Genomic DNA, 13,857 nt, shown 5'->3' on the forward strand with positions numbered 1-13,857 from the left:
CACACCCAGCGCGGCGCGCCCCGCTCGCCGGGGCGCGTCAGCCCGCCCGGACGCCGGGCACGGACGGGGACGGGGAGGCGAGTTCGGGCGGCACCGACGTCGCCGCCGTGGGCAGCTCCACGGGCGCCTCCTCCGACTGCTGCAGCACGGTGTCGCCGCCGGGCCCCTCCGCCGGCGTCCCCGCACCGGTGGACAGCTGGGACCACGCGCCCAGTGCCAGGGCGATCGCGGCGGCGGTCCCCACCACGCGGCAGACCCGGCGCAGCCGGGCGCGCCCGTCCATCTGCCGCCAGGCCGGGCCCTCCCACGGATCGTCCGGATGCCACAGATCACCGACCGCCTCGACACCGCCGGCGTCCCCGCGCGGCGCACCGCCGCCGGCACGCGGCCGCGTCCGCTGGAGGGCGGACGGCTCCCTCGGGGCGGTGGCCCGGATCGCACGCTCGTTGTCGGTGAGGAACCGCTGCCAGACGTCCTCGGGCAGGGACGGGCCGGCGTCCCGCTCCTCCGGCGTTCCGCCGTCGTCCGGTCTCCGCGCGGTCACGTCCGTTCATTCCTTTCGACGAACCCGCCAGGATCATTGCACAGCGCAAAATCGGGAGAACAGCGGGTCGGACGACCGAACATATCGCTGACAGGCGTCCGCCGGGCGCGTGGACTCGATCGGACAAAGGCCGGTCGCGGGGACACGGCCCGGCCGACCTTTGCATGGTCTCAAGATGAGGGAGGGGCGTCTGCGGAGGAGACGGGCGGCTCTCGAGCGCCCTCGAGACCGCCGGAGCAGGCCATGACCGAGGAGAGACCGCCGTCGGGCCGCTGGACGTATCTGTCCTGGACGCCCTTCGCGGTGATCGCGGTCGCCGACGTCGTGGCCGGTCCGGGAGTCGGACCGCTGCCGCTGGTGTCGCTCGGGCCCGCCTGCGCCGGCCTGGTCGGCGGCTGACGCCGTACGCCGGTGATCGGCGTCCTGTCGTTGCTGCTCTGCGTCGGACTGGGTGGCGTTCGCCCCCGGCGAGCAGCTGCGGAGCATGAGCCGCCCAAATCCGCATGCTAGATTCGCATTTGGAAGAGGCTCCGCACATCCGGGACGGTGACACCCCATGACGACGTCAGCAGACGGCGACGACGTGCCCCTGCCGAAGGCCCTGTGCGACACGGCCGCACTCGCCGCCCTGGACGACGCGTCCGCCGGCGCCCTGTGGCGGCTCGCCGAACCGGGCCGGCAGCTCGACGCCAACGTCGTACGCGTCCCGCCGGGGCAGCGGGTCGGCACCCACCGCGAGCCCGACCTCGACGTCCTGCTCCTGGTCCTCGCCGGCCACGGCACACTCACCGCCCCCGACGGCCCGCAGACACTCCGTCAGGGCACCCTGACCTGGCTCCCGCACGGCTCCACCCGGAGCCTCGACGCAGGACCCGAGGGACTGACCTACCTCACCGTCCACCGCCGCCGCCCCGGTATGCGGATCCGGCCCATGCCCCCGGAAGTCCAACAGCAGTGATCATCGCGGCCACGAAGTGATAACAGCGGACAACTCCTGAACGTGTTTTACGGTCTGGACCGCTATGAAGATCTCTTTCCTGATCCACAACGCCTATGGGATCGGAGGCACGATCGCCACCACGTTCAACCTGGCGGCCGCCCTGGCCGAACGGCACGACGTGGAGATCGTCTCGGTGTTACGGCACCGCGAACACCCCCATCTCACCGCGCACCCCGGAGTGCGGCTGCGGGCGCTGGTGGATCTGCGGCGGGAGAAGGACCACCCGCTGCACGGCAGACCGGCCAGGGTGTTCCCCGCCGCGGAGTACCGCCACCATCAGTACAGCGAGCTGACCGACGAGCGGATCGCCGCCTGTCTGGCGGACATCGACGCCGACGTCGTCGTCGGCACCCGGCCGGGGCTCAACGTGCACCTCGCCCTCCAGGCCCCGGAGCATGTCGCACGCGTCGGCCAGGAGCACCTCACCCTGGACCATCATCCGCCCGCCCTGCGCACCGCCCTGCGCCGCGCCTACCGCGGGCTCGACGTGCTGACCACCGTCACGGAGGCCGACGCCGCCTCCTACCGGCGCAAGACGCGCCTGCCCGGCGTACGGGTCGAGGCACTGCCGAACAGCGTCCCCACCCCGGTACTCCCCGCCGCCGACGGCACCGGCAAGGTCGTGGTCGCGGCCGGCCGGCTGGTCCCGGTGAAACGCTACGACCTGATCATCGAGGCGTTCGCCCGGGTCGCCGCCGAGTTCCCCGACTGGCAGCTGCGCATCTACGGCAGGGGCGAGGAACGCGGCCGGCTGCGCGCCCTGATCGAGACGCTCGGCCTGTGGAACAACGTCTTCCTCATGGGCGCCGTGACCCCCATGGAGGCCGAGTGGGTGAAGGGCTCGATCGGCGCCGCCGCGTCCGACTACGAGCCCTTCGGCATGACCCTCGTCGAGGCGATGCGCTGCGGACTGCCCGTCGTCAGCACCGACTGCCCCTACGGACCCGGCGAGATCATCAGGGACGGCGAGGACGGCTGTCTGGTGCCGGTCGGGGACACCGCCGCCTTCGGCACCGCCCTCCTCGGCCTGGTCCGCGACGACGAGCGCCGCCGCCGCATGGGCCGGGCGGCCCTCACCAACGCCGAACGGTTCGCCCCCGGCCCGGTCGTCGCCCAGGCCGAACGCCTGCTCCAGGAGGCGGTCGACGTCCGCAACGGCGCACGGCGCGGCACACCGGAACGCACCGGAGCGCACCACACCCTCGTCAGCCGGGGCCACGCCACCCGCGACCTCGCCCATGTCGCCGCGTCGCGTGCGCTGCGCACCCTACGGAAGGCACGCCGATGAGCACGGCTGCGCGCACCCACTGCTCCGTCGACGCCGACGGCCGGATCACCTTCCGTCTGCGCCCCCCGACGGCCGCGCCGTCCCGGCTGCTGCTGGTGCTGCGCCCCAAGAAGGGCCGGCCCGAGGAGTCCACCCACACCCTCGACCTCGAACCCCACGGCGACGAGGGCGAGTTCCGCGCCGTACTGGAACCGCTGCCCCGGCTCGCGGAAGGCCGCTGGGACGCCTATCTGCTGTCCGGCCCGGACGACGCGCGCGAGCGCCTGCTCCCCGGCCTGCGGGACCTGCGGACGCTCGTCGGCGGAGGCACGCGTGAGCGGCCGTCACCGGTCACGGTCCGGGTGCCGTACGCCACCCTGGACGGCTTCCTCGCGATACGGACCTGGCTGCGCCCCGCGCTCGCGGAGGCGGGCCCCGTCGGCGTCGACGGCGCGACGATGACGGTCCGCGTCCGCCTGCACGGCGCGGAACCCGGCGCGGGGGCCGAGGCGGTGCTGCGGTTGCGAGGCGACAAGGACACCGTCCGCGGCTACCCGGCGCGGACCGCTGAGGACGGCGGCCTCTCCTTCACCGTCGCCTGCGCGGACCTCACGGCCGCCGTCGGCCGTGTCTGGAACGTCTTCGTCCGGCCCGCCGCCGGCGCCCGGCCGGTCAGGGTCGCCAGGCTCCTCGACGACCTGGCCGACCGCAAAGGCGTGTTCGTCCTACCGCGGGTCACGGTGGACGGTCGCGTGGTACGCCCCTACTACACGATCGACAACGACCTCGCCGTCGAGGTGACCGCCGCCGACTGAGCCGCCCCGGCCGCCGTGACGGGACGCACACGCGCGGGCGTCCCGCACATGTCACATTCCGGTGCCCTGCCCGGTCGTCATGGTGACGGACGAGGAACAGAGGACACCATGCGAGAGATCCTGATCGTCGGTGGCGGCTACGCGGGCTTCTACACCGCGTGGGGCCTGGAGAAGACACTGCGCAGGGGCGAGGCGCGGGTCACGGTCGTCGACCCCCGTCCCTACATGACGTACCAGCCGTTCCTGCCGGAGGTCACGGCCGGTTCCGTCGAGGCGCGGCACGCGGCGGTGTCCCTGCGCCGGCATCTGCGCCGCACCCGCCTCGTCGCCGGTTCGGTGACCGGCATCCGCCACGCCGACCGCACCGTGACCGTCCGGTCGGCGCGCGGGGACGAGTACGAACTGGGCTACGACGTCCTGGTGGTGACCGCGGGCGCGGTCACCCGGACGTTCCCCGTGCCGGGACTGGACCGGCAGGCCATCGGCCTCAAGCACGTGGAGGAGGCGGTCGCCGTACGGGACCGGCTGCTGACCGCGTTCGACCAGGCGGCCTCCCTGCCCGCCGGCGCCCCCGGCCGGCGCAAGCTGCTCACCGTCACCTTCGTCGGCGGCGGCTTCTCCGGGGTAGAGGGCTTCGGCGAACTGCTCTCCCTGGCCACCGCGATGCTCGACCGCTACCCCGAACTGGGCTTGGACGACCTCTCGTTCCACCTGGTCGAGGCACGCGAGCGGATCCTGCCCGAGGTCACGGACCGGCCCGGCGCGTGGGTCGTGCGGGAACTGGAGCGGCGCGGTGCGCGGGTGCATCTGAACACCCGGCTCCTCTCGGCGGTGGACGGGCACGTGGTGCTGTCCAGCGGAGAGGAGTACGACTCGGAGCTGATCGTGTGGACCGCCGGCAACGCCTCCAACCCCGTGGTGCACAACCACTCCGATCTGCCCGTCGACGAGCGGGGGCTGCTGGTGGTGCGGCCCGATCTGCGGGCCGGCACGGACGAGGCGCCGGTGCCGGACGTGTGGGCGGCCGGTGACGACGCGGCGGTGCCCGACCTGGCGTCGGACGTGCCGGGTGCGCGGACGGTGCCGAACGCCCAGCACGCGGTGCGGCAGGGCAAGCGGCTGGCGAAGAACCTCGTGGCCGATCTGCGGGGACACCGGCCGCGGCCGTACCGGCACGGCAGTCTCGGTGTGGTGGCCACGCTGGGACTGGGCCGGGGCGTCTTCGAGTTCCGGGGCATCGTCGTCAAGGGCTTTCCGGCGTGGCTGATGCACCGGGGCTACCACGTGCTGGCGGTCCCCACCTGGGAGCGGAAGATCCGCGTCCTCGCGGTCTGGCTGACCGCCGCCCTCTTCGGCCGCGACCTCGTCTCCCTGGCCTCCGTCCAGCACCCGCGCGACGCCTTCCTGGCGGGGGCGGCTCCGCGGGGCGGGCAGGCCGACCGCGCCGCCTGACCGCCCCCTCGGGTGCCCGTCCGAACCATGGTGCCGTCCCGGCCGATCGTTATGATGCCCCGCATCGTTCAAACGAACATCCGGGTACGGGGGAGGGCCTCATGCGGGAGCCGGTCGGCCCGAGGAGACAGCGGATCCTGGCGGCCGTCGAGTCCCGGGGTTCGGCGCGGGTGAGCGACCTCGCGGCCGAACTCCAGGTGTCGGTGGTGACGGTGCGCCGGGACGTGGAGGAACTGGCCCGCGAGGGCCGGCTGCGGCGCGGCCACGGTGTCGTGCGCTCCGCCCTCGCCGCCCAGGGCCTGCCGGCGGCCCCGGCACCGGACGGCGGGGCGGTCGCCGTCGTCGTACCGGAGCGGCACGCCTATCTGTACGAGTCGCTGCACGGCGCCCGTTCGGTGCTCGAGGCGGCCGGCAGGCGCGTCGCGCTGCACATCGCGCCCCGGGCGTCCGGCGCCGAGCGGCCACTGGTGGAACGGGCCCTCGCGGACGGCGCCGCGGGCCTGCTGCTGGCCCCGCGCTGGCGTACCCGGGCCGATGAGGAGGGCGACTACGGCCACCTCGCCGCGCTGGACGTGCCCGCGGTGCTGATGGAGCGGCGGCCCCCGCCGGGCAGCGCGCTGCACGCGATGGACTCCGTCCGCTCCGACCACGCCCACGGTGTCCACCTCGCCGTACAGCACCTGACCGGCCTCGGACACCGGCGGATCGTCTTCGCCACCCGCGACGACAGCCCCACCGCGCGCACCCTGCGGGCCGCCTGCGCCCGGATCGCCGACGCGCATCCGCTGATCGAGAAGTGGGCGTGGACGCTGTGCGCCCCGGAGGCCGGTCACGACGGGCCCTACCCGGCCGAGGAGACGGCGGAGCTGTCCGCGCTGCTGCACGGGACGGGGGCCACGGCGGCCGTACTCCACGGGGACGTGGACGCGCTGATGCTCGTACAGCGGCTGGCGGACAACGGCGTACGGGTGCCGGAGGACTGCTCGGTCGTCGCGTACGACGACGTGGTGGCCGCACTCGGCACCACTCCGCTCACGGCCGTGGCCCCGCCCAAGGCCGAGGTCGGCCGGGTCGCGGCGGAACTGCTCCTGCGACGTCTCGACGAGTCGCCGGGCGCGTGGGGGCCGGTGCGCCGGATCGAACTGCTGCCGTCCCTGAGCGTGCGCGGATCGACCAGGGCGCGGACCGCGGCCCCGATATGAGCGTGTGAACGTTTCATCCCTCCACCGAACGATCTATTGACCGTTTGCCGGTGAAGCGTCGAGGATTCCCGTGTCAGCCGTGTCGGCCGTGTCGCCCTGACGCACACGCCCCGGGAGGCGCCATGCCCGGCCCACGCCCGCGCGCCGCGCTGGCCATGTCCCCGGACGTCGCCTCCGCCGTACTCGACGAGGAGTCGCTCACCGCGCTCGCCGCGCTGTGCGACCTCGCACCGCTCCCGGTCCTGGACGACCTGGGCACGTCCCGCGCCCGCGGTGTGCTCGCCGGCGTCGACCTGCTGGTCACCGGCTGGGGCTGCCCGCCCCTGGACGCGGAGGTGCTGCGGGCGGCGCCCCGGCTGCGGGCCGTCGTGCACACCGCGGGCAGCGTACGCGGCCATGTCACCGACGCCTGCTGGGAACGCGGCATCGAGGTGTCCTCCGCCGCCGCGGCCAACGCCGTCCCGGTCGCCGAGTACACCCTCGCGATGATCCTGCTCACCGGCAAGCGGGTCCTGGAGAGCGCGCGCGACTACCGGGCCGCCCGCACCCGCCCGGACTGGCTGGGCACCTCCCGCGCGGTCGGCAACCACCGCCGCACGATCGGTATCCTGTCCGCCTCTCTCGTCGGCCGCCGCGTCATCGGGCTGCTGCGCCCGCACGACGTCGACGTGCTGCTGTACGACCCGTTCGTCGACGAGGCAGGGGCGAGGGAACTCGGCGTGGAGCGCGTGGGCTTGACGGAGCTCTTCCGGCGCGGCGACACCGTGAGCGTGCACACCCCGCTGCTGCCCGAGACCCGTGGACTGGTCAGCGGCGAACTGATCGGCCGCATGCGCCCCGACGCCGTGCTGATCAACACCGCGCGGGGCGCCGTCGTCGACCAGGACGCGATCACCGAAGCCGCCGTGGCCGGCCGGATCCGCGCCGTGCTCGATGTGACCGACCCCGAAGTCCTGCCACCGGAACACCCGTTGTGGCGGTGCGACAACGTGCTCCTCACCCCCCACCTCGCCGGCTCCCAGGGCAACGAGTGGCGCCGGCTCGCCGATCTCGCCCTCTCGGAGATCGCGCGCTGGACATCCGGAGAGGGCTTCCTCCATCCCGTACGACGCGAGAGGCTGGCCTTCCTGGCATGAGTGTCCCCTTCGAACTGCCCGCCGAGGACCGCCGGTCGAGCCCCCGTACCGGATACACCCGCGCCCACTGGGAGGCCGTGGCCGACGGACTGCTCACCTCGGCGTGGCGCTGGAGCACCCCCGGCTGCGCGCTGCTGGACCTGCCGGGACGCCCCTCCCGCTCGGGGGTGCGCTCCGACGGACTCGAGGGCTACGCCAGGACGTTCCTCGCCGCCGCCCTCCGGATCGCGGGCTCCGGCGGCGAGGATCCCCACGGGCTCCTCGAGCGGTACGCGAGCGGACTCGCCGCCGGTACCCGCACACCCGGCCGTGACGACACCGAGTCCTGGCCGCTGATCCTCGGCCACGAAGCCCAGGGCCAGCCCATGGTCGAGTCGGCGTCGGTCGCGCTCGGACTGCGGCTCACCGCCCCCTGGTTGTGGCGGCGGCTCGACCCCGGTGTGCAGGACCGCGCGGAGGAGTGGCTGCGGGGCTCGCTGCGGCACACCCCGGCGCCCAACAACTGGTACCTCTTCCCGTACACGGTCGCCGGATTCCTGGAGTCCGTCGGACGCGGCGACGCCGGGACGGCCGCCGCCCGGCAGCGGGCGTCGGAACTGCTGGAGAGCTGGTACCGGGGCCAGGGCTGGTACGCCGACGGCGACGGGCGCGCCTTCGACCACTACAACGGCTGGGCGCTGCACCTGTACCCGGTTCTCGACGCCCATCTCGCGGGCGACGCCGAGGCGCTGGCGCATCACGGCGCACGCCTGCGCACCCATCTGGCGGGCCTCGCCCTGATGTTCGGCGGGGACGGGGCGCCGCTGCACTTCGGCCGCTCACTGACGTACCGCTTCGCCGCCTCGGCGGCCGTCTCGCTCGGCGCGGTCACCGGCCACACCCCGCTGACACCGGGCGCCTCGCGCCGTATCGCCAGCGGCAGTCTGCGCCACTTCCTCGACCGGGGCGCGCTGACCGCCGACGGCCTGCTGAGCCTCGGCTGGTACGGCCCCCACGAGGCGAGCCTGCAGTGCTACTCGGGCCCGGCGTCGCCGTACTGGGCCTCGAAGGCCTTCACCGCTCTGCTCGCGCCCGCGGACCACGCCTTCTGGACGGCCACCGAGGATCCGGCGCCGGTGGAGGAGTCCGACCACGTGCTGGCCCTGCCCGCGCCGGGACTGCTCGTCCAGGCGACCCGGAGCGACGGCGTCGTACGGCTGCACAACCACGGCAGCGATCATGTGCGCCCGCACGAGGGCGAGTCGGCGGCCGACGACGACCCGCACTACGGGCGCCAGGCGTACTCCACGCGCACCGGCCCCACCGCACCCGGCAACGTGGCCGACAACCATCTGTCGGTGGAGACCGGTGGCCGGCGCAGTGTGCGCCGCCGCATCCACCCGCTGGGCGCGGGACACGGCGACGGCTGGGGCTGGGCGGCGTCCTGGCACCGGCCGGTGTTCGCCGGTGGCCCGCCCATGGTGCCGGGCCTGCGGGTGGAGAGCGTCACGGTGGTACGCGGCCGCCACGAACTGCGGGCGCACCGGGTGGTGGGGGCGCCGCAGGGCTCCCGTGTCACCCACACCGGCTGGGCCACCGGCCCGGAGGAGTCGCTGGCCTCCGTCCTGCACGGCCTCCACGGCTGGGACGGTCCCGCGGCCGACCTGGTCCGCGCCCCCCAGGGCACGGCCTGGACCCGCTGGGCACAGGTTCCGCGCCTCACCGGCGCGTGCGGGGGCACCTCCGTGCACGTCGCCCTGGCGTGCCTCACGGCGGACGCGGACACCGCGCCCCTGCCGGAGGCGGTCGACGAGATCAGGGTGGCCGGCGCGGCGGTCGAGGCCGTCTGGGCCGACGGGGCCCGTACGAGGATCACCTTCGAGCCGGTGGAGGTGCGTCACACGGAGCGGTGAGCGGACGGCATCGCGTCAGGACCGCGCCGCCTCCTCGGCCTTCGGGGCCTGCCCTGCGCTGTCGGGCGCGGTGTAGAACACCGACGAACCCTGCTTGGAACGCTGGGCCCGGTTGCGGGCGACGAGGCCCTCAAGGGTGCTGCGCACGACCGTGGTCTTCACGGTACGCCCGGGGAGTGCCTGCTCCAGCGCACCGGCGATCTCCGCCGCCGAGCGCGGCTCGGTCTGCTCACCCAGGTGCCGGCTGACGAGTTCGACGAGCTTGGGCCCGTCCGGCTTCGGCTGTTCCGTCCTGGGCCGCTGCGCCTTCGCGGCGGACGGCTTGTGCGCGGAACCGTCCGACGTGGCCGGCCTCCCGGCGGCCGCCTTGCCGGACGTGGAGCGCGCCGACACCTTCCGCGTGCGCTTCGGCCTCCGCGCAGCCGGCTCGGTCCCGCTCTTCCCGCGCGGTGCCGGCACGGTCGTACCGCCCGGCACGGTGCCGGCCGCGGGCGCCTCCACGGCCTCCGGCCGCGGATCCGGTCCGGGATCCGTCACGGCCTCCGCGGCCACCGAGGTGAGCCCCAGCGCCTGCCGCATGTTCACCAGCACGGTGTGATCGTGCTGAAGCACGGTCAACCGCTCCTGCAGCGCCGCGATCTCGGCGGTGATCCGCTCCTGCTCCTTGACGTTGCTCTCCAGGTCGCCCGCCACCTGAGCGGAGTACTGCGACGTGAGATCGGTGGCTGCGGTCGGGTTCTCGGACATGGCGGTGCCTCTTTCCGTCTGTTGGTTCCCCCGGTGGCCAGCCATGGTACGGCCGCACGCGGTTGACCGTTTCTGCTGCGAGGCCACCGGTTGACGTCCGCGCGCGTCGCGAGCCACGCCTCTGTTTCCCAGGGACGTTGTGTCCATGCCATTGACAAGCAGGACGCGAGCCGGAAACTTCAATGCAGAACGCGCAAGAAATCAACTGCACATCGCAAAAGTCGAACCAGGCCATGGCAGTTCATGGCAGAAGCATCGACTGCCCGGTTCGCCGTCCGCCCCGACCCCCGCCGTGGAACGAGGACTTGATGAGACGGAAGCGTTTCGGCCTACGGACGATCACCGGCCTGCTCCTGGCCGGTCTGATCGCCGTCGGGCTCCCATCCGGAACGGCCGGCGCCGCGGCCCCAGCGGCCCGCGGCCCCAATCTGGCGCTCGGCAAGAGCGTCACGGCCGGCGGCTCCCACGCCGGCTACCCCGCCGCCCACGTGACCGACGGCAGCCAACTGAGTTACTGGGAAGGGCCGACGGGCGCCTTCCCGCAGTGGATCCGCGTCGACCTCGGCGACACCGTCGAGGCCGAGGAGGTCGTCCTCGAACTGCCCGCCACCTGGGAGGCCCGCGTCCAGACCCTCACGGTCGAGGGCAGCACCGACGGCTCCGCCTTCACCAGCCTGTCCGGTTCCGCGGCCCACCGCTTCGATCCCGAGTCCGGCAACACGGTCACCGTCGGCTTCCCCGCCCGCGGCATACGCCACATCCGTGTCCAGGTGAGCGCCAACACCGGCTGGAACGCCGCCCAGTTGTCCGAGATCGAGGTCTACGGCGGTGACGACGGCGGTGATCCCGGGGAACCGCCGGTCGACGGCACCAACCTGTCGCTCGGCAAACCGATCGAAGCGTCCTCCACAATTCACTCGTTCGTGGCGACCAACGCCAACGACGGGCAGCTGAACACCTACTGGGAGTCCAACGGCCACCCCGCCGCGCTCACCGTCCGGCTGGGCGCCAACGCCGACCTCAGCGCCGTCGTCGTCAAGCTCAACCCCGACGCCGCCTGGGCGAAACGCACCCAGAGCATCGCAGTCCTGGGCAGGGAACAGTCCTCGGGCGACTTCACCGCACTCAAGGCCCGCACCGACTACACCTTCGACCCCGGCTCCGGCGGCAACACCGTCACCATCCCGGTCACCGGCCGCTACGCCGACGTGCGGCTGGACTTCACCCGCAACTCCGCCGGATACGGCGCCCAGGTGGCCGAGTTGCAGGTCATGGGCGCCGCCGCGCCCAACCCCGACCTGATCGTCTCCGACCTCGGCTGGACACCGGCGTCCCCGACCGAGACGGACGCCGTCACCGTGCGCGCGACCGTGCGCAACGCCGGGTCGGCCGCCTCCGCCGCCGCCACCCTCGACGTCAGCCTGGAAGGCACCGTCGCGGGCAGCGCCCCCGTCGGCGCGCTCGCCGCGGGCGCCTCCACGACCGTGTCCGTGGACGTGGGCAGGCGCGCGCAGGGCAGCTACACCGTGTCCGCCGTGGTCGACCCCACGGACACCGTCCCCGAACAGGACGACACCAACAACAGCCGCACCGCGACGGGCAAGCTCACCGTCGCGCAGAGCCCGGGCCCCGATCTGGAGGTCCGCAGCATCGGGACCGACCCGGCGAGCCCCGCCACGGGCGCGTCGGTGTCCTTCACCGTCTCCGTGCACAACCGGGGCACCTCGGCGGCCGCCGGCTCCGTGACCCGGCTCGCCGTCGGCGGCAGAACGTTCAACGGCACCACCGGGACCGTCGCCGCCGGCGCCACCGCCGAGGTCGCCATCGGCGGCACCTGGACCGCCACCGGCGGCGCGAGCATCCTCACCGCCACCGCGGACGCCACGGACACCGTCGACGAGACCAACGAGAACAACAACATCCTCACCCGCTCGATCGTCGTCGGACGCGGCGCCGCCGTGCCGTACACCGAGTACGAGGCGGAGGACGGCGGCTACCGGGGCACCCTCCTCACCGCCGACGCCGAACGCACCTTCGGCCACACCAACTTCGCCACCGAGTCCTCCGGACGCGAGTCGGTCCGCCTCGACTCCACCGGCCAGTACGTCCAGTTCAGTTCCACGAACCCGGCCAACTCCATCGTCGTACGCAACTCCGTCCCCGACGCCCCCGGAGGCGGCGGCGCCGAGACCACCCTCAGCCTCTACGCCGACGGCGCGTTCGTGCAGAAGATCGGCCTCAGCTCCAAGCACAGCTGGCTCTACGGCACCACCGACGACCCCGAGGGACTCAGCAACACCCCGGGGAGCGACGCCCGTCGGCTGTTCGACGAGTCCCACGCGCTGCTCGGCGCGACCTACCCGGCGGGCACCGTCTTCCGCCTCCAGCGCGACGCCGACGACAACGCCGCCTTCCACATCGTCGACCTGGTGGACCTGGAACAGGTCGCACCGGCCGCCGGCAAGCCGGCCGGCTGTGTCTCCATCACCGAGTACGGCGCCGTGCCCAACGACGGGATCGACGACACCGACGCCCTCCAGCGCGCCGTGACCGCCGACCAGAACGGGCAGATCGACTGTGTGTGGATCCCGCCGGGCCAGTGGCGCCAGGAGCAGAAGATCCTCACCGACGACCCCCAGAACCGCGGCCAGTACAACCAGGTCGGCATCCGTGACGTCACCGTCCGGGGCGCCGGCATGTGGCACTCCCAGCTCTACACGCTGACACCGCCGCACCAGGCGGGCGGTATCAACCACCCCCACGAGGGCAACTTCGGCTTCGACATCGACGACAACACCAGGATCTCGGACATCGCCATCTTCGGCTCGGGCACCATCCGCGGCGGCGACGGGGGAGCCGAGGGCGGGGTCGGCCTCAACGGCCGGTTCGGCAAGAACACCGCAATCAGCAACGTGTGGATCGAGCACGCCAACGTAGGCGTCTGGGTGGGCCGCGACTACAGCAACATCCCCGAGCTGTGGAACCCGGCCGACGGACTGGAGTTCACCGGTATGCGGATCCGCGACACCTACGCCGACGGCGTCAACTTCGCCAACGGTACCCGCAATTCCTCGGTGGAGAACTCGTCACTGCGCAACACCGGCGACGACGCGCTGGCGGTGTGGGCGAGCAAGTACGTCAAGAACACCTCGACCGACATCGGCCACGACAACCACTTCCGCAACAACACCGTCCAACTGCCCTGGCGTGCCAACGGAATCGCCGTCTACGGCGGCTACGGCAACACCATCGAGAACAACCTGATCCACGACACGATGAACTACCCCGGCATCATGCTGGCGACCGACCACGACCCACTGCCCTTCTCCGGACAGACCCTCATCGCCAACAACGGCCTGTACCGCACCGGCGGCGCCTTCTGGAACGAGGACCAGGAGTTCGGCGCCATCACCCTGTTCGCGCAGGGGCCGGACATCCCCGGCGTGGTCATCCGGGACACCGACATCCACGACTCCACCTACGACGGCATCCAGTTCAAGACCGGCGGGGGAGTGGTGCCGGACGTCCGGATCAGCGACGTCACCATCGAAAAGTCCAACAACGGGTCCGGCGTCCTCGCCATGAGCGGCGCCCGTGGCAGCGCCACCCTGACGGACGTCACCATCACCGGTTCGGCCCAAGGGGACGTACTGATCGAACCCGGCTCGCAGTTCGTGATCAACCGCTAGAGCGGGCTCCGTCCGGCGGGCCCGTACTCCATCCGGGGTGCGGGCCCGTCGCCCCTACGGACCCCGTCCCGCGCGTGTCGGGAGCGGCGCAGATGGGGGACTTCGGCGGACTC

Annotated in this window: 11 protein-coding genes; 9 read left to right on the forward strand and 2 right to left on the reverse strand. The window is 72.9% G+C overall.

Annotated features, from left to right (window positions below; translation table 11 throughout):
• Positions 1–37: 37 nt before the first annotated feature.
• On the reverse strand, positions 38–544 hold the full coding sequence (locus tag ACGFR9_RS08295; RefSeq protein ID WP_393204161.1) for a hypothetical protein: 507 nt from the start codon (positions 542–544) through the stop codon (positions 38–40).
• A gap of 243 nt (positions 545–787) precedes the next feature.
• Between ACGFR9_RS08295 and ACGFR9_RS08300 the strand changes: the two genes are divergently transcribed.
• The 8 genes from ACGFR9_RS08300 (at position 788) to ACGFR9_RS08335 (ending at position 9,308) form a co-directional block, all read left to right on the forward strand.
• Positions 788–943, forward strand: a complete 156-nt coding sequence (locus ACGFR9_RS08300; protein ID WP_393205220.1) for a hypothetical protein — start codon at positions 788–790, stop codon at positions 941–943.
• Between the two features lie 157 nt (positions 944–1,100).
• A complete protein-coding gene (locus ACGFR9_RS08305; RefSeq protein ID WP_393204163.1) occupies positions 1,101–1,502 on the forward strand; it encodes a hypothetical protein in 402 nt (133 codons plus the stop codon).
• A gap of 64 nt (positions 1,503–1,566) precedes the next feature.
• Complete coding sequence (locus ACGFR9_RS08310) at positions 1,567–2,832, forward strand: glycosyltransferase family 4 protein (protein ID WP_393204165.1); 1,266 nt, start codon at positions 1,567–1,569, stop codon at positions 2,830–2,832.
• Positions 2,829–3,626 (forward strand): transferase, encoded by a 798-nt coding sequence (locus tag ACGFR9_RS08315; RefSeq protein ID WP_393204167.1) that lies wholly within the window; start codon positions 2,829–2,831, stop codon positions 3,624–3,626. The genes ACGFR9_RS08310 and ACGFR9_RS08315 overlap by 4 nt, the downstream gene beginning before the upstream one ends.
• Before the next feature lie 108 nt (positions 3,627–3,734).
• Complete coding sequence (locus ACGFR9_RS08320) at positions 3,735–5,078, forward strand: NAD(P)/FAD-dependent oxidoreductase (RefSeq protein ID WP_393204169.1); 1,344 nt, start codon at positions 3,735–3,737, stop codon at positions 5,076–5,078.
• Positions 5,079–5,179: 101 nt separating this feature from the next.
• On the forward strand, positions 5,180–6,280 hold the full coding sequence (locus ACGFR9_RS08325; protein WP_393204171.1) for a substrate-binding domain-containing protein: 1,101 nt from the start codon (positions 5,180–5,182) through the stop codon (positions 6,278–6,280).
• A gap of 122 nt (positions 6,281–6,402) precedes the next feature.
• Positions 6,403–7,416, forward strand: a complete 1,014-nt coding sequence (locus ACGFR9_RS08330; RefSeq protein ID WP_393204173.1) for a hydroxyacid dehydrogenase — start codon at positions 6,403–6,405, stop codon at positions 7,414–7,416.
• Positions 7,413–9,308, forward strand: a complete 1,896-nt coding sequence (locus tag ACGFR9_RS08335) for a DUF2264 domain-containing protein (protein WP_393204175.1) — start codon at positions 7,413–7,415, stop codon at positions 9,306–9,308. The genes ACGFR9_RS08330 and ACGFR9_RS08335 overlap by 4 nt, the downstream gene beginning before the upstream one ends.
• 15 nt (positions 9,309–9,323) lie before the next feature.
• On the opposite strand, the gene ACGFR9_RS08340 is transcribed toward ACGFR9_RS08335, so the two are convergent.
• Positions 9,324–10,055 carry a hypothetical protein gene (locus ACGFR9_RS08340; protein ID WP_393204177.1) on the reverse strand — a complete coding sequence of 244 codons (732 nt, stop codon included), beginning with the start codon at positions 10,053–10,055 and terminating at the stop codon, positions 9,324–9,326.
• 308 nt (positions 10,056–10,363) lie between these two features.
• On the opposite strand from ACGFR9_RS08340, the gene ACGFR9_RS08345 reads away from it, so the two are divergent.
• On the forward strand, positions 10,364–13,744 hold the full coding sequence (locus ACGFR9_RS08345) for a CARDB domain-containing protein (protein WP_393204179.1): 3,381 nt from the start codon (positions 10,364–10,366) through the stop codon (positions 13,742–13,744).
• Positions 13,745–13,857 lie beyond the last annotated feature (113 nt).

Source organism: Streptomyces sp. NPDC048584 (assembly GCF_043199595.1).
GTDB lineage: Bacteria > Actinomycetota > Actinomycetes > Streptomycetales > Streptomycetaceae > Streptomyces > Streptomyces edwardsiae.

What these genes read in the sequence shown, in the direction of transcription:
- ACGFR9_RS08300 (WP_393205220.1), top strand. Translation starts at nt 788, where the DNA reads ATGACCGAGGAGAGACCGCCGTCGGGCCGCTGGACGTATCTGTCCTGG.
- ACGFR9_RS08305 (WP_393204163.1), top strand. Translation starts at nt 1,101, where the DNA reads ATGACGACGTCAGCAGACGGCGACGACGTGCCCCTGCCGAAGGCCCTG.
- ACGFR9_RS08310 (WP_393204165.1), top strand. Translation starts at nt 1,567, where the DNA reads ATGAAGATCTCTTTCCTGATCCACAACGCCTATGGGATCGGAGGCACG.
- ACGFR9_RS08315 (WP_393204167.1), top strand. Translation starts at nt 2,829, where the DNA reads ATGAGCACGGCTGCGCGCACCCACTGCTCCGTCGACGCCGACGGCCGG.
- ACGFR9_RS08320 (WP_393204169.1), top strand. Translation starts at nt 3,735, where the DNA reads ATGCGAGAGATCCTGATCGTCGGTGGCGGCTACGCGGGCTTCTACACC.
- ACGFR9_RS08325 (WP_393204171.1), top strand. Translation starts at nt 5,180, where the DNA reads ATGCGGGAGCCGGTCGGCCCGAGGAGACAGCGGATCCTGGCGGCCGTC.
- ACGFR9_RS08330 (WP_393204173.1), top strand. Translation starts at nt 6,403, where the DNA reads ATGCCCGGCCCACGCCCGCGCGCCGCGCTGGCCATGTCCCCGGACGTC.
- ACGFR9_RS08335 (WP_393204175.1), top strand. Translation starts at nt 7,413, where the DNA reads ATGAGTGTCCCCTTCGAACTGCCCGCCGAGGACCGCCGGTCGAGCCCC.
- ACGFR9_RS08340 (WP_393204177.1), bottom strand. Translation starts at nt 10,055, where the DNA reads ATGTCCGAGAACCCGACCGCAGCCACCGATCTCACGTCGCAGTACTCC.
- ACGFR9_RS08345 (WP_393204179.1), top strand. Translation starts at nt 10,364, where the DNA reads ATGAGACGGAAGCGTTTCGGCCTACGGACGATCACCGGCCTGCTCCTG.